General features: G+C 56.2%; 16 protein-coding genes. 4 read left to right on the top strand and 12 right to left on the bottom strand.

Features of this window, described 5'->3' with window-relative positions:
* The first annotated feature begins 107 nt into the window (after positions 1–107).
* Positions 108–1,340: a serine hydrolase domain-containing protein gene (locus tag ACR0NM_RS05375; RefSeq protein WP_480613542.1), complete on the top strand. Its 1,233-nt coding sequence runs from the start codon at positions 108–110 to the stop codon at positions 1,338–1,340.
* A 34-nt stretch (positions 1,341–1,374) separates the two neighbouring features.
* Entirely contained in the window at positions 1,375–2,241 is an 867-nt protein-coding gene (locus ACR0NM_RS05370) for an acyl-CoA thioesterase (protein ID WP_170625906.1), read from the top strand.
* Here ACR0NM_RS05370 and ACR0NM_RS05365 read toward each other — a convergent pair.
* On the bottom strand, positions 2,238–3,005 hold the full coding sequence (locus tag ACR0NM_RS05365) for an SDR family oxidoreductase (RefSeq protein ID WP_170625905.1): 768 nt from the start codon (positions 3,003–3,005) through the stop codon (positions 2,238–2,240). The two genes, ACR0NM_RS05370 and ACR0NM_RS05365, sit on opposite strands and share 4 nt — an antisense overlap.
* Before the next feature lie 132 nt (positions 3,006–3,137).
* Positions 3,138–4,367 carry an acyl-CoA dehydrogenase gene (locus ACR0NM_RS05360; RefSeq protein WP_170393068.1) on the bottom strand — a complete coding sequence of 410 codons (1,230 nt, stop codon included), beginning with the start codon at positions 4,365–4,367 and terminating at the stop codon, positions 3,138–3,140.
* 98 nt (positions 4,368–4,465) lie between these two features.
* Between ACR0NM_RS05360 and ACR0NM_RS05355 the strand changes: the two genes are divergently transcribed.
* Positions 4,466–5,377, top strand: a complete 912-nt coding sequence (locus tag ACR0NM_RS05355) for a LysR substrate-binding domain-containing protein (protein ID WP_480613540.1) — start codon at positions 4,466–4,468, stop codon at positions 5,375–5,377.
* Here ACR0NM_RS05355 and phoB read toward each other — a convergent pair.
* The 10 genes from phoB to ACR0NM_RS05305 all read right to left on the bottom strand — a co-directional run bounded on the left by phoB (position 5,374) and on the right by ACR0NM_RS05305 (position 14,803).
* Complete coding sequence (phoB, locus tag ACR0NM_RS05350; protein ID WP_170393066.1) at positions 5,374–6,063, bottom strand: phosphate regulon transcriptional regulator PhoB; 690 nt, start codon at positions 6,061–6,063, stop codon at positions 5,374–5,376. The genes ACR0NM_RS05355 and phoB overlap by 4 nt on opposite strands.
* Positions 6,064–6,075: 12 nt before the next feature.
* Entirely contained in the window at positions 6,076–6,777 is a 702-nt protein-coding gene (gene phoU, locus ACR0NM_RS05345; protein ID WP_170393065.1) for a phosphate signaling complex protein PhoU, read from the bottom strand.
* Positions 6,778–6,793: 16 nt separating this feature from the next.
* Positions 6,794–7,591, bottom strand: coding sequence for a phosphate ABC transporter ATP-binding protein PstB (pstB, locus tag ACR0NM_RS05340; RefSeq protein WP_170393064.1), 798 nt, complete (start codon positions 7,589–7,591; stop codon positions 6,794–6,796).
* Positions 7,592–7,603: 12 nt separating this feature from the next.
* A complete protein-coding gene (gene pstA / locus ACR0NM_RS05335; protein WP_480613538.1) occupies positions 7,604–8,920 on the bottom strand; it encodes a phosphate ABC transporter permease PstA in 1,317 nt (438 codons plus the stop codon).
* Positions 8,917–10,389 carry a phosphate ABC transporter permease subunit PstC gene (gene pstC / locus ACR0NM_RS05330; protein ID WP_170735029.1) on the bottom strand — a complete coding sequence of 491 codons (1,473 nt, stop codon included), beginning with the start codon at positions 10,387–10,389 and terminating at the stop codon, positions 8,917–8,919. The genes pstA and pstC overlap by 4 nt, the downstream gene beginning before the upstream one ends.
* An 88-nt stretch (positions 10,390–10,477) precedes the next feature.
* Entirely contained in the window at positions 10,478–11,518 is a 1,041-nt protein-coding gene (locus ACR0NM_RS05325; RefSeq protein WP_170393061.1) for a substrate-binding domain-containing protein, read from the bottom strand.
* 181 nt (positions 11,519–11,699) lie between these two features.
* Positions 11,700–12,731 carry an ATP-binding protein gene (locus tag ACR0NM_RS05320; protein WP_480613536.1) on the bottom strand — a complete coding sequence of 344 codons (1,032 nt, stop codon included), beginning with the start codon at positions 12,729–12,731 and terminating at the stop codon, positions 11,700–11,702.
* 6 nt (positions 12,732–12,737) lie between these two features.
* Positions 12,738–13,259, bottom strand: coding sequence for a gamma carbonic anhydrase family protein (locus ACR0NM_RS05315; RefSeq protein WP_170646059.1), 522 nt, complete (start codon positions 13,257–13,259; stop codon positions 12,738–12,740).
* On the bottom strand, positions 13,256–13,897 hold the full coding sequence (gmk, locus tag ACR0NM_RS05310; RefSeq protein ID WP_480613534.1) for a guanylate kinase: 642 nt from the start codon (positions 13,895–13,897) through the stop codon (positions 13,256–13,258). Before gmk ends, ACR0NM_RS05315 begins: the two co-directional genes overlap by 4 nt.
* Before the next feature lie 15 nt (positions 13,898–13,912).
* On the bottom strand, positions 13,913–14,803 hold the full coding sequence (locus ACR0NM_RS05305; RefSeq protein ID WP_480613532.1) for a YicC/YloC family endoribonuclease: 891 nt from the start codon (positions 14,801–14,803) through the stop codon (positions 13,913–13,915).
* 232 nt (positions 14,804–15,035) lie between these two features.
* Here ACR0NM_RS05305 and ACR0NM_RS05300 point away from each other — a divergent pair, with 232 nt between their 5' ends.
* Positions 15,036–15,707 carry a PAS domain-containing protein gene (locus tag ACR0NM_RS05300; protein WP_480590316.1) on the top strand — a complete coding sequence of 224 codons (672 nt, stop codon included), beginning with the start codon at positions 15,036–15,038 and terminating at the stop codon, positions 15,705–15,707.
* The last annotated feature ends 38 nt before the right edge of the window (positions 15,708–15,745 follow it).

Raw genomic sequence — 15,745 nt, 5'->3', positions numbered from 1 at the left:
GCAGTATTCTCGGCGCACTTCAACAAATCCAGCAAAAATCGGCAGAATTCGCTGTTGCCTAGGGTCTTACGAAGGCAAGATCGGCCTGATCAAGATGGAGTTGCCTCATGGGATTTGATCCGACCGCGCAGACCCACATCCGCCAATGGATGCACAGATATGTTGAGCAGAAGAAATACGCAGGCAGCGCCCTTCTGATCCACCAGAACGGGCAAGAGGCATTCTTTCACGCATGTGGCCGCCGCTGCATTGAAACCGACCTCGCGTTCCAGCGCGATAGCCTGGTTCGGATCTATTCGATGACTAAGCCTGTGACGTCCGTTGCTTTGATGATGTTGGTGGAACAAGGGTTGTTTCATCTAGATGCCCCGGTTTCCGATTTCCTGCCAGAGTTTGCAACGATGCAAGCCTTGGTCCCGGGTGCAACGCAGTTGAACCAGACCGAGGACGCGCCGACACCCAGCTTGCATCAATTGCTGACGCACACCAGCGGGCTGAGCTACCCGTTCAATCCCGGTGTGTTACCCGAGGCTATGGATGCGTTTGATCTAATCTTTTCTCCGCAACAGGGTCTGCTGGCAGATCGGGTCAAAGTGCTGGCAGAGTTACCGCTGGCGTTTCAGCCGGGCAGCCGCTGGGAATATTCGGTAGGGATCGACGTGATTGGCCGCGTGATTGAAGTCGTATCAGGCAAACCGCTGGACGTGTTTCTGACCGAACACATCTTTCGACCACTTGGGATGAGTGAAACCGCGTTTTCAGTGCCTGAAGGGGCAGGGGACCGATTTGCCTCGCTCTACACCCCGCTCGAAGGCGATGCCATGGCGCTGAATGCCGCAAAATCGGGTGGCGAAACACTGCGGTTGGTGGATCGGGCCGGAGAGTCCCCGTTTGAGGCGGCAACGACCTTTTCTGGCGGTGGCGGATTGATCAGTACCATCGACGATTACAGCAAGTTCGCCGAGATGTTGCGAAACAAAGGAACCGCAAATGGCGCGCGATTGCTCGGGCCGAAGACTGTAGAATTCATGTTTCGCAACCATTTACCGGACGATATTGCATCCATGGGTCCACAAAGCTTTGCAGAGCAACCCATGGAAGGCACAGGCTTTGGCATCGGAGGCGCGGTGGTATTGAACCCGGCGAGCACCCGAGCCCCAAGCTCGGTTGGCGACTATGGCTGGGGCGGGATGGCCTCCACCTATTTCTGGATCGATCCGGTCAACGCGATTTCAACAGTGTTTTTTACACAGCTCTCTCCATCCAGCTCTTATCCATCCCGAGCCCAGTTAAAGGCGCTGGTTCACGCGGCGCTCGTTGAACGATCGGTGTTTGAGTGATACCGGAAAAGGCCAAGACGCCGGAGAGCCCCGAATGACCGAAGCCGAACGCATATTGCTTGATCTGCTGAATATCGAACCGCTCGAGGTCGATTTGTTTCGCGGAACCGGTTCTGGTGGTGAGACACCAACGCGTATCTTTGGCGGGCAGGTGATCGCGCAAGCGCTTGCCGCAGCGTACAGGACGGTCGAGGATCGTTTATGCCATTCCTTGCACGCCTATTTCATAAGGCCCGGAGATCCGTCAATTCCGGTTATATATCAAGTGGATCGCGCGCGCGATGGAGGTTCTTTTACAACCCGCCGCGTGGTTGCGATCCAGCATGGCAAGCAAATTCTGAACATGTCAGCTTCGTTCCACAAGCGGGATGACGGATGGGAACATCAGCATCCGATTCCGGACGTTCAAGCGCCCGAGCACCATCCATCGCGTGACGAATTGCGCGAAAAATACCTGGATCGCGTTCCCGAAAAGCTGAAAGCTGAATTGCTGCGCGAGCGCCCGATCGAAGTGCGCGAAATCGATCCGCTGGACCTGTTTGCACCCGCAAAGGCAGATGACAAGAATCACGTCTGGTTTCGCATGGGCGCAGCGAACCACGCGGACACCGTCACACAACATCTTCTATTGGCCTATGCCTCGGATATGAGCTTGCTCAGTTCCGGAATGCGGCCCCATGGGCTGAGCTGGTTCACTGGTGAAATTGATGGGGCCAGTCTGGACCATACAATCTGGTTTCATGCGCCCGTGCAGTTTCAAAACTGGCATCTGTATTCGATGGAATCGCCGTGGACAGGGCAGGGGCGCAGCTTCAATCGGGGTTCGATCTTCTCGCAGAATGGCGAATTAGTTGCATCCGTCGCGCAAGAAGGCCTGCTCAGAAGACGGAAACCGCGCTAAGAACTGCCAGCAAACCTTTGATTAAGCTTCATCATTCCACCTAACCATCGGTCGTAATCTTCTGTTTTTAAACGCATATAGTCAAGCACTTGTGGATGCGGAAGAATCAAGAAACGTTCATCCGCCAGCGCCTCGACACAGGCTTGGGCGACCTCATCAGGTTCAATTATTCCGTCAATCGCGGCGACCGAATCCTCATGTCCACGTATCATCTCGGACCGAACGGCCTGCGGACACAGAACCGAAACCCTGAGACCTTTATCGCCATAGGTCATCGCGATCCATTCAGCAAAACCCACAGCCGCATGTTTGGTTACGCCATAAGGGGCTGCGCCGGGTTGATTGAGCAATCCAGCCGCTGAAGCTGTGATCATCAAATAACCACCACCACGCGCAACCATCCTTGGGATCAGGTGCCGCGCGGTCCAGACATGAGACATAACGTTGATCTGCCAGATGCGGTCCCATTCAGCATCCGGCACTTCAAATCCACCTAGGGTGAGTATTCCCGCATTGGCACAGAATAAATCAATCGGAGCGATCGTATCCTCGACAGTCTCAATCAGATTTCGAATATCACTTTCCTTGGACACATCACAGCTGAGTGCATCACCGCCAATTTGCGCCGCCACGGCCTGCGCGCCGGCAAGGTCGATATCGGCGCAGACTACATGCGCACCTTCTTCTGAGAACCGCTTGGCAAGACCTTTACCTATGCCATTTGCAGCGCCAGTGATGACGACGGTCTTCCCAATCAGAACCATTGCTTAGCTCGTGTCTTACTTCTCAAACACAGCGTAACATATTGGCAAGCCACGACCAATGTGTGTTCTATAGTCGTGGCTCGCTTCCTATTTTTTTACATAATACCGATTATACGATTAATAGATGCAATCTCAGTAAAATGCCTGTAGCCCGGTTTGCGCCCGCCCCAGGATCAATGCATGAACGTCGTGCGTGCCCTCATAGGTGTTGACTGTCTCAAGATTGATCATGTGACGCACCACCTGGAACTCAAGTGAGATACCGTTGCCGCCGTGCATGTCACGCGACATCCGCGCAATGTCCAATGCCTTGCCGCAATTGTTACGTTTGATGATCGAGATCATCTCGGGCGCAGCTTCAGCCTGATCCATCAGACGGCCGACGCGCAAGCTTGCTTGCAGTCCCAAAGAGATTTCGGTCTGCATCTCTGCCAGTTTGCGTTGAAACAACTGGGTCTGCGCAAGTGGTCGATTGAATTGTTTACGATCCAAGCCGTATTGACGCGCTGCGTGCCAGCAGCATTCCGCGGCCCCCATCGCACCCCAGCTGATACCATAGCGTGCGCGGTTCAGGCAGCCGAACGGTCCCTTGAGACCCTGAACATGTGGAAGCAAAGCGCCCTCGTCCACCTCAACGCCATCCATGACAATTTCACCTGTGATCGAAGTACGCAGGCTCAGCTTGTTCTCGATCTTCGGTGCGCTCAGGCCCTTGGTGCCTTTATCCAGCACGAACCCACGAATCTTGCCGTCATGCGCATCTGACTTGGCCCAGACCACATAGACATCTGCGATCGGTGCGTTTGAAATCCACATCTTGCTGCCGGTCAGACGATACCCGCCATCAATTTTCTCGGCGCGGGTCTTCATCGCCGCCGGGTCCGAACCCGCATCCGGCTCTGTCAGGCCAAAACACCCAATCCATTCGCCACTTGCCAGTTTCGGCAGATATTTGCGACGCTGTTCTTCGCTGCCATAGGCGAAAATCGGGTACATCACCAACGAGCTTTGCACCGACATCATCGAGCGATAGCCGGAATCCACCCGCTCAACTTCCCGCGCCACCAGTCCATAAGATACGTAGCTCGCACCGATCCCACCATATTCTTCGGGGATTGTCGTGCCCAACAGCCCCATTTCACCCATTTCACGAAAGATCTCGGGATCGGTTTCTTCGTTTGCAAAAGCCTTGGTGACACGCGGCTGCAATTTCTCCTGGGCGTAAGCGCGCGCGCTGTCGGCAATCAGGCGTTCATCCTCTTCCAACTGGTCCGACAAGCGAAACGGGTCGTCCCAGTTGAAACGTCCAAGGTCAGGCGCATCTTTTGCGCGCAGGACAGGCTTTGTATCTGGAGCGTTCATTTTGCTTCTCCGACTTGAATAGATTTGCGCAACTATAACCTGAGAAATATTCAAAAAACAGCGAGACATTTGCATTGTTTCATGATCAAAACGCATAGATGGACACCAAGCGCCCTATCCTGCCGCCTATATCCGCGCTGCGCGCGCTTGAAGCTTTGGATCGCCTTGGATCAGCCTCGGCAGTCGCGGATGAAATGGCACTGACGCAAAGCGCGGTCAGTCGGCAACTGCAGACGCTTGAAGCGCATTTGGACGCAGAATTGGTCAGCCGTGATCGCAAGCGATTGTCACTGACAAAGGCTGGACAGGACTATGTACAAGAAATTCGGCCAGCCTTGTCTCAGATCGCGCAGGCGGCGCTGAAACTGCACATTTCCCCTGTCGGTGGGACATTGAATCTGGCGATTCTGCCGACATTCGGAATGCGCTGGCTGGTACCGCGTCTGCCGGATTTCGCCCGCCGCCATCCGGATATCACAATCAACATGACCACGCGGTTGCGACCGTTTAGTTTTGCTTCGGAACCCTTTGATGCGGCTTTACATTTTGGGGAACCTGATTGGCCTGGAACTGATCGCTTGCTATTAAGTGTCGAGCGGGTTTTGCCCGTCTGCGCGCCCGAGCTTTTACCCAAAGGCACTCCGACGTCACCCCGCGATCTGCTAAAACTGCCGCTGCTGCATATCCAGACAAGACCGCGCGCCTGGCAGGACTGGTTTCAACAGATGGGTGTCACGCACCCGCATCCCCTGCCCGGCACCGTCCACGACCAGTTCAACACCATCAACCAAGCCGCGCTGCACGGCCTGGGTGTTGCCCTATTGCCAAACTATCTGGTGGAACAAGACCTTGCGACAGGTAGGCTGGTTGCAGCCTTCCCTGACGCGATAGAGACGATGGGGGCATATTATCTGGTTTGGCCGCGCGAAAAATCGGATGACGGATCATTGCGAGAGTTTCGACACTGGCTTGCTTCTCAGGCCCAGACCGAAGAAGCACTGCCACGTTAGCCGAGCGCGTATCCTGCCCCGCGCACAGTGCGCACCGGATCTTCACCGCCATGTTGGGTCAACGCTTTGCGCAGACGACCGATATGAACATCAACAGTACGCGTGTCGACGTAGATATCGCGGCCCCATACGCGGTCAAGCAACTGCTCGCGGCTCCAGACCCGGCCGGGCTTTTCCATGAATGTGCTCAGCAACCGGAACTCGGTCGGGCCCAGTTTTAACAGCTTGTTGTCGCGGCTGACCTTGTGGGTCTCAGAGTCCAGTATGATATCGTCAAACTCCAACCGGATGCCCACGGTCGCTGGACGGACTCTGCGCAATTGTGTCCGTACACGTGCCATCAATTCGACAACCGAGTAAGGCTTAACCACATAATCATCGGCACCGGTTTCAAGGCCGCGCACTTTATCAACCTCTTCCGAGCGCGCCGACAGCATGATGATCGGAATTGATCGGGTGTCGGGCCGCGTTTTCAGGCGGCGGCAAACCTCGATACCGCTGAGATTGGGCATCATCCAATCCAAAACGATGATATCCGGGCGGTCTTCTTCGACCAGCAACAAAGCTTCGTCGCCATTAGCGGCACGGATTACCCGGAACCCTTCGGCGTCCAGATTATAGGCCAGTACCTCTCTTTGGGCCAACTCATCCTCAACAACCAGTACCGTCGGTTGATCAGCGGACATGACTGAGATCTCCTAGATCGTTTGCGACGTGTTGTCGGCTTTGGGGCGCGCTTCGCTGGGTCTCTCGCCGGTGACGAGATAGACGACCTGCTCGGCAATGGCGGTGACGTGATCGCCCATGCGTTCGATATTTTTTGCGATGAAATGCAGGTGCATGCACGATGAGATATTGCGCGGATCCTCCGCCATGAAGGTCAGGAACTCGCGAAACAGGCCGTTATACATCTGGTCCACTTCCAGATCCCGCTCGATCACGTCCTGCGCCAGCTCAGCATCACGCTGGATATAGGCATCCAGCGCGTCGCGCAGCATCCGCTCGACCTCGCGCGCCATTCGGCGCAGAGCGGCGGCACTGCCGTTGATTTCGCCGGCATTCACCAGAACGGTCGTTCGCTTGGCGATGTTCTTGGAGTAATCTCCAATCCGTTCAAGGTTGGTCGCAACCTTCAGAACGGACAGCACCAGCCGCAAATCGCTGGCCGTCGGTGCACGCAAGGCAATCAGGCGCGCGGTCTCTTCGTCAATCAGTTCTTCCAGTGCGTCGATAGCTTTGTCGCCTTGACGCACTTCATTTGCCAGTTCTTCGTCGCGGGTCTCCAGCGACCGGGCCGCGCCCATAATGGCGGCTTCGACCAGTCCACCCATCTTCATGATGTGTGCTTGGATGGCCTCAAGGTCGCGGTCGAACGCGGATGCAATATGTTGTTCGCTCATTGCAGTTATCCTGTGCTCAGCCAATCCGGCCGGTGATGTAACTTTCGGTTCGGGGATCTTCGGGGTTGGTGAAGATCTGCCCGGTTTCGCCAAACTCAACCAAGTTGCCCAAATGGAAAAACGCTGTCTTCTGACTGACCCGCGCAGCCTGCTGCATCGAGTGGGTCACGATCACCACTGAATAGCGTGAACGCAGTTCGTCGATCAGTTCTTCAACCTGTGCTGTCGCGATTGGGTCGAGCGCCGAACAGGGTTCGTCCATCAATAGCACCTCAGGCTCGGTGGCTACGGCGCGCGCGATGCAAAGACGCTGTTGCTGACCACCAGAAAGGCCGGTACCGGGGGCATCCAGACGATCCTTGACCTCATCCCAGATCGCACCACGACGCAGGGATTTCTCTACGATTTCATCCAGTTCTGCCTTATTCTTGGCAAGGCCGTGGATACGCGGACCGTAAGCCACGTTGTCATAGATCGATTTGGGGAACGGGTTCGGTTTTTGAAAAACCATGCCGACCTTGGCACGCAACTGTACCGGATCTACGCGCTTGTCGTAAATGTCTTCACCGTCCAGCAGGATATCACCCTGCACCCGGCAAATATCGATTGTGTCGTTCATCCGGTTCAGACAGCGCAAGAAAGTGGATTTACCGCAGCCAGAGGGTCCGATGAAAGCCGTCACAGTCTTGTCTTCGATATCGACGCTCACGTCCTTGATGGCGTGGGTCTCACCGTAGTAGACCTGAACCTGCTTGGCGTTGATCTTGATGTCTTTGGAGTCCACGGTTCTCTCCACTCGTGTCATATCGTTCATTTTAAACCCCTCCTACCAGCGGCGTTCAAAGCGGCGGCGCAGGATGATAGCGATGATATTCATGGTCAGCAGGAACATCAAAAGGATGATGATGCCACCCCAGGCTTTCTCGTAAAAACCCACATCGGCGCGTGCGGCCCAGGTGTAGATCTGTGCCGGCATGGCCGAGTTCGGCTCGGTGAAGCCCGCCAAAAAGCCATCGGGATAGCCTCGGGCGACAAAGCCCACCATGCCGATCAACAGCAACGGAGCAGTTTCACCCAGCGCCTGCGCCAGACCAATGATGGTACCAGTCAGGATACCGGGCGCGGCCAACGGCAGCACGTGGTGGAAGACGGCTTGCATCTTCGAGGCCCCTACCCCCAACGCCGCGTCGCGGATAGACGGGGGAACCGCCTTTAGCGAGGCTCGGGTCGAGATGATGATCGTTGGCAGGGTCATCAGCGTCAGCACCAGACCACCCACCAGCGGTGCCGACTGCGGCAGGTGCATGAATTGAATGAACACTGCCAGCCCCAGGATACCGAAGACGATGGACGGAACGGCGGCCAGGTTCGAGATATTCACCTCGATCAGGTCGGTAAATTTGTTCTGCGGCGCAAACTCTTCCAGATAGATCGAGGCGGCGACCCCAATGGGCAGCGATAGGCACAGCACCACCAGCATCATGAAGAACGAGCCAACAACTGAGGCACCAATACCCGCGCCACCGGGGTTATCCACGCCCGAGTCCGCACCAGTGATGAACGGCCAGTTGAATGCCTGTTTGATGATCCCTGCCTCTTTCAACGCGTCCACCAGATCCAGATCGCTGAGTTGCAGGAAGCGGCTGTCCTGCAGGGTGTCACGAGACACCCGACCCTTGAAGTAGCCATCCACACGGCTTGAAGCCGCCAGATCGAACATGATCGGCTCACCCAGCTTGCTAGGATTATCGGCATAGGAGGTTCGGATCGTACCGCCGATTTTGCCCAACAGACGCTCGATGGCATCCTGATCGAAATCCACGGTGATGCCACTTTCGGCCAGTTGTTCATTCAGTTCCGCAATGAACAGATTGGAGTAGGCCTTTGTCTTGAACATCGTGCCTTCGGCTTCATCGCGCTGCGCTTCGCTCAGCGTGAATTCTAAACTGATAACTGTGCGCTGGAAGGCCGGGATGCCCTGCGACAGGATTGAGGCAAACAGCACAATCAGAAAGAACAATCCGGTCGCGATGGCGACGATCCCATAGGCGCGAAAACGCTTTTCAGCAGCCGCGCGTTTTTTGGTCCGGGCATCGGATGCAGTCAGCGAGGTCGAGGTGTTTTGCATGCTGGCGTCGGTCATTCGTACTGCTCCCGATACTTGCGCACGATATAAAGGGCAAAAACGTTCAGCCCCAGCGTGAGGATGAACAGCGTCATGCCAAGCGCGAAGGCGACGAGGGCCTCGGGCGAGGCGAAATCGGCGTCGCCTGTCAGCTGGCTGACGATCTTGGCGGTGACGGTGGTCATGGCCTCGAACGGGTTCAGGTCCAGACGCGCGGCGGCCCCTGCCCCCAGAACCACGATCATGGTCTCACCGATGGCGCGCGATGCCGCCAGCAGGATCGCGCCGACGATTCCGGGCAAGGCTGCGGGCAAAACGACTTGTCGGATGGTCTCTGACTGCGTGGCCCCCAAACCGTAAGAGCCATCCCGCATCGCTTGCGGCACTGCGTTGATGATGTCATCGGAAAGCGATGAAACGAATGGGATCAGCATGATGCCCATGACCAGACCGGCGGTCATCACGGCCGTACCGGCTTTCATCCAGCCCAATCCGTCATCCCCGAACACGCTCAGCAACAGCGGACCAACGGTCAGCAGGGCAAAAAGGCCGTAAACGATGGTCGGGATACCGGCCAGCACCTCAAGCATCGGTTTAGCGATCGAGCGCACGCGCGAAGAAGCGTACTCGCTGAGATAAATCGCAGCGAAAAGACCGATTGGCACGGCGACCAACAACGCCACCAACGAGATATAGAACGTGCCCCACAGCAAAGGGATGATACCCAGATCTGATGCCCCACCACGGCCCGAGAAACTGGGCGCCCAGGTAGTACCGAAAAAGAACTCTGATGCCGGGTAAAGCTTGAAGAACTCCCACGTATTGAAAACCAGCGAAAGGACGATGCCGACCGTTGTCAGGATCGCAATCGACGCAGCCGCCAGCAGCAACACACGAATTCCCTGCTCAACCACATTGCGGGCACGGTATTCAGAATGCGTCTGGAACCAACTGAACACAGCCCCGGCCAAGGCGACCAGTATCACAGCGGCGGACATGATCGCGTAACCGGTTGAATTTATCGCCCGATAGGCTTGAGCTGCATGCAAAACCGTCTGCGTGATGTCCGAGGTTACGACTTGACCCGCGTCCTTCAACTTTTGGGTCATCTCGGAAATATCCGCCCGCGCATCCTGTGCGAGCGTTTCGGTGAGATGTCCCTGCGCAACGGCACTGTCCAGACCATTTGCGGTCCGACGCACCTCGGCCATAACAAGACTGCGCGACGATCCTTCCTTGATCGCCGTTTCGGGAACCATCTCCGAGACCTGAGAGTTAACGTAGAGCGGCTGAACCAGCAGCCAGACGATCAACAAACCTAAGGCGGGAACTATGACTTTCAGTGCGACGTTAGCGCCATAAAACGAGGGAAGAGAATGCAGATTGCGGCTGTCCCCTCCGGCACTTTGCAAGGCGCGCATTCGCCCCAAAACATATCCGACTGCCGCGATCGCAAGCACGATCAGAATGAGCCAAAGAATTGGCATGACGCCCCCATAGGTCTTGATCGGGATTAGGGAAAAATTGGGGGCGACAGAAAACGCCGCCCCCAGTCAATTCGATCGGGGTGAGGGATTAGCTGCCCGAACCCAAGGTTACTTCGTTGGCAATCGCGTCCTGCGTTTTTGCCAGTTCAGGATCGGCAACCAGACCGTAGTTGGCCAGCGGGCCCGAGGGACCAGCAATTTCTTCATGAGTGAAGAACTGGGCGTATTCTTTCAGACCGGGGATCACGCCGATATGCGCTTTCTTGACGTAGAAAAACAGCGGACGCGAGACGGGGTATTCACCCGACGCGATGCTCTCGGTCGACGGTGCGATACCACCCATCGTAGCCACTTTCAGCTTGTCGGTGTTGTTCTCGTAGAACGCCAGACCAAACACGCCGATACCATTGGTGTTGGTGTCGATGCGGGCCAGAGTTTCGGTGTAGTCACCGTCGATATCGACCGATTTGCCGTCGGTGCGCACGTCCAGGCATGCATCTTCGGCGTCATCTTCGCTTAGGCCGCCCGCGACCATGGCTTCCATCGCGCCCGTCGCTTCACAACCTGCCAGCAGAACTTTGTCTTCGAACACTTCGCGGGTGCCGTGCTTGGTGCCCGGGATGAACATCGCGATTTCCACATCCGGCAGGTCAGCGTTGAACTCGGCCCAGCTGTTGAAGCTGTTGTCGACCAGCGCGCCATCTTTCATCACTTTCGATCCGATGGCGTTGTAAATATCCGCAGGCTCAAACGCAGTGAACGCAGGACCCGACTGCTGGCTTGCAAATACGATGCCGTCATAACCGATGCGGACTTCCATGATGTCGGTCACACCGTTTTCGGCGCATGCTTTAATCTCTTTTTCACGGATGGCACGCGATGCGTTTGCAACGTCGATCGTGTTTTCACCGACGCCTTCGCAGAAGCGTTTCAGACCGGCGGACGAGCCGCCTGATTCAACAACCGGTGTGGGGAAGTCGGTATTTTCACCGAACAGTTCTGCAACGATTGACGCATAAGGCAGAACGGTGGAAGAGCCAGCAACTTGAACGTTGTCACGCGCAGCAGCAGTGGTTGCCGAGACGGCAGCGATAGCCAGCGCAGAAGCCGACAGTTTTACAAAGGACATTTCAGTCTCCTTGAAAAGGATGGGTACTGATCATCCCCATGATGATCTGAGCGCAGCACTATGACGCCTGCGTAAGCCTTTTGTGACAGGTATGTAACGGTTTCATGACAACTCATGAATTTCTCAGAAATTCTTAACTTGACGAAGCGTCACCCCAGTAAAGCCTGCGTTTGGCACGACCTCAGCGTGGTAGAATGACCGTAAACGTCGCGCCCTGCCCCGGCTCACTTTCCACCCGCAACCTGCCCCGATGGCGATTGACGATATGCTTCACGATTGCAAGCCCCAGTCCGGTTCCGCCCAACTCGCGCGAGCGGTGACTGTCTGCGCGGTAGAACCGTTCGGTCAACCTGGGCAGGTGTTTGGCATCAATACCGGGCCCTTGATCAATGATCTTGATACGTACCGCAGGACCGCGCATCGCCGTATCCCGCTCAGACAGGGTTACGACCACACCGACCTTGCCACCGCTGCCCCCGTATTTGATCGCGTTTTCAACGAGATTGGTTATCACCTGACGAAGCTGATCGCTGTCTCCGACCATCTCGATCGCCTCGTTTGGGGCATCCAACGAAACAACAACACTGGCATCATCCGCCAGCGGTCGCAGAGTGTTTAAGGTCGATTGAATCAGGCCTGTTAGTTCCAATGGCTCTTTAGGTCTGACCCGTTCTTCACTTTCCACCCGATTGAGCGACAGCAAATCCCCCACAAGCCGGTTCATCCGATTGGCCTCATCCGCCATGATCTGAAGAAAGCGGTCGCGGGCGGCGGTGTCGTCGCGGGCGGGGCCTCGCAATGTTTCGATAAACCCCATCAAGGCCGTTAGCGGCGTGCGCAATTCATGGCTGACATTGGCCACAAAATCGCGCCGCATCTGACCGGCCTGTTCCAAATGCGTGATATCCTGAAATACCGCCAATACCGCCTCGGTCCCGCCGACGAATCTGCACTGCACCTCAAACGTCGTATCCTGAGCACCATCATTGGAAAGATGCCGCGCTTTGCCGGGTTGCTTCGAGCGCAGGCATTGTTCGACGGCATCGATGACCTGAGGTTGGCGCAGGATCGTGGCAAAATGCCTGCCTTCGATTGCGTGCCCCAAAAGCGTCCGTGCCTCGCTATTTGCGGCGACAATACGCTCGGTCTGACCGACCAGCACGGCGGGCATCGGAATGGCAGAAACCAATTCGGCAAGCAGGGTATCCGTCATGCGCGTTTAGACCGGACGCAATGTTTGGCGAAACTTGCGCATGTTGTCCTGATAGTGCAGCGCACTCAGCGTTAGTTTCTGGGCCGCCGCCTCATCAAGCTGCCGCACAACTTTGCCCGGCGAGCCCATGACCAACGAATTATCGGGAACCTCTTTGCCTTCGGTGATCAGCGCCCCCGCCCCTATCAGACAGTTCTTTCCGATCTTCGCCCCGTTTAGAACGATAGCCCCCATACCGATCAGCGTATTGTCTCCGATCGTGCAACCATGCAGCATGACCTTGTGACCAATTGTGCAGTTCTTCCCAATGGTCAGCGGATAACCCGCATCGATGTGCATCACGCAGTTTTCCTGCACATTGCTGCCTGCGCCCACACGGATTTCTTCGTGATCGGCCCGGATGGTGCACCCGAACCAGACCGAAGCGCCTTGTTCCAGGACCACTTTGCCGATCAGGTTGGCGTCGGGGGCTACCCAGGTGTCTTCGTGAATTTGCGGCGAGTGATCGCCCAAGGCATAGATGGTCATGACAAGCCCTCGAACTCGGTCTGCAACGAGCGAATGTGGTTCTGCAGGCTGGGCTGTTGGATGCGACGCATGCGTTCTGCGCTGACGATGGTTTTTAGCCTTTCCTCGGTGGTATCCAAATCATCGTTGATCAGAACATAGTCGTAGTAGCCCCAATGGCTGATCTCATCCCAGCTTTTCAACATGCGCTTGGCGATCACATCCTCACTGTCCTGCCCACGCCCTTCCAGCCTGCGGCGTAGTTCACGGATCGAGGGCGGGAGGATGAAAATCGACAACGCATGCTTGCCCAGATCCGAATTGCGAATCTGCACTTCTCCCTGCCAATCAACATCAAACAGCACATCGCGCCCCTGTGTGATGGACTCGCGGACCGGTCCAGCAGGAGAGCCGTAGAAGTTGCCGAACACATGCGCGTGTTCCAGCATCTGCCCATCCGCCACCTGCTGTTTGAACTCGTCCTCGGATAGGAAGTAATACTCCCGGCCATGCTCCTCACCCGGGCGCGGAGCACGGGTGGTGGCCGAGATCGAGAATCCCAAACCGACATCCCATTGCATCAAACGGCGGGCCAGAGTGGATTTACCTGCGCCCGAAGGCGAGGACAGTATGATTAATAGACCGCGGCGATCCGCCATGTGATGTTCCCGTCCTTATTCCACGTTCTGCACTTGCTCGCGCATCTGATCGATGACCGCTTTCAGCTCCAACCCAACCGCCGTCAGTTCGGCATTCTGCGATTTCGAGCAGAGCGTATTGGCCTCACGATTGAATTCTTGCATCAGGAAATCCAGCTTACGCCCAACCGGGCCGTCTTGCGTCAAAAGGGAACGCGCCGCAGTGACATGGGCCTTCAACCGGTCAATTTCTTCGGTGATATCGGCCTTGACCGTGATCAGGGCCAGTTCTTGTGCAACGCGATCAGGGTCCGCACCTTGCGTATTGTCGAGAACGCGCGTCAGATTTTCGCGCATGTTTTGCGCCATTTCCTCGCGGCGACGCTCGGCCAGATCAGCGGCCTGATCCGTCAGCTTTGCGACTTGGTCGAGTTGTCCCGCAAGAATGCCTGACAGAGCTTCACCTTCGGAACCGCGCATCTCAATGAATGAAGCAAGCAAGCCACCGAACTCAGATTTCAGGTGTTCGACAAGTTGGGCTGGATCATCCGCGTCAGCTCCGGCTTCCAACATCCCTTTCAACGCAAGAAGATCACTGGCTTTGGAGGGAGCCAACAATACGCCCCGCGCGCCAGCAAGCGCTTCGGTCTGGGCCAGTGCATCCAGCGCAGCTTCCATCGCTGGGGTATTCAACCGGACATCCGCGGCGGATTCTTCCCGTCCCATCCGAAGGGACAGCGTGATGTTCCCTCGGTTGACCTGCTTCGACAGATCGCCTCTCAGCGCGGCCTCTAACCCTGTCAACCAATCGGGAAGCCGCAGACGTAGATCCAGCCCCTTGCCATTGACGCTGCGCAATTCCCAAGTCCAGCTATGGGGACCAAACGCCCCCTTGCCCGAGGCGAAACCGGTCATGGATTTGATCATGCCTGCCCTTTCCGTCAAATTCACTGGTCGCACCTAATGCCATTGACCAGCAAGGGGCAAGACCTTGCTCATTCCCCAATCAATGCCAAGAGGTTAACCATTCGTTAAAGAATTGCTCCAAAATTGTATTAACCCGTGTCAATCTGACAGTCAGAAAAGCTGGCGGATCGCAGCTTTGCCCATTAGATGGCATTTTAGGAAAATCGCGAGTGATTGATGGTAGGGTGATGAAATGAAAACCTTTTTCGGGACTGGTTCCGGCTCAGAACTTGGAAAGATCATCGCAATGGACCGATTTGACAGCGGGCGAAGCCTTTCTCCCATCCGTCAGGCCGAAGCCTATTGGACCGCCTTGCTGACAGGTGAAGGCGTTCCGATGCGCTCGCAGATCGATCCGCGCGGCCTGGAGAATATTCTCGAATACACTTTCATACTGGAACGCATCGCGCCGGGTTTGGCCCGGTTTCGGCTGGCGGGAAGTCACCTGAACAATCTGGCGGGCATGGAAGTTCGCGGTATGCCTCTAACGGCTTTTTTCGAACCGAGTGCCCGCGATGATGTCAAATCCATTCTGGACCAAGTCCTCACCCGCCCCGCAGTTGCTGAACTGGGCTTGCTTTCGAAAGGCAAGCTCGGACGAACCAGCCTTCAGGCCCGCATGATCCTGCTGCCGCTTAAAAGCGATCTGGGCGACGTCAGCCGCATTCTTGGGGTCATGATCAGCGACGGAACCATCGGGGCAACACCGCGTCGCTTCATCGTCTCGGATCGCCGCGTCAACACGATCTCTGATTTGCAACAGCCTCCGAGGCCTGTCCAACAGCAAGCAGAGGGGTTCGCTGAAGACCAGACCACGTTCAAAGGGGCACCGCACCTAAGGTTGGTATCATCACGTGACGACTAAATGAAAACGGCGGGCATGAGGCCCGCCGTCTTACTAAT

Source organism: Ruegeria sp. AF2, from assembly GCF_056542025.1.
This window is presented reverse-complemented; position numbering and strand designations above follow the sequence as displayed.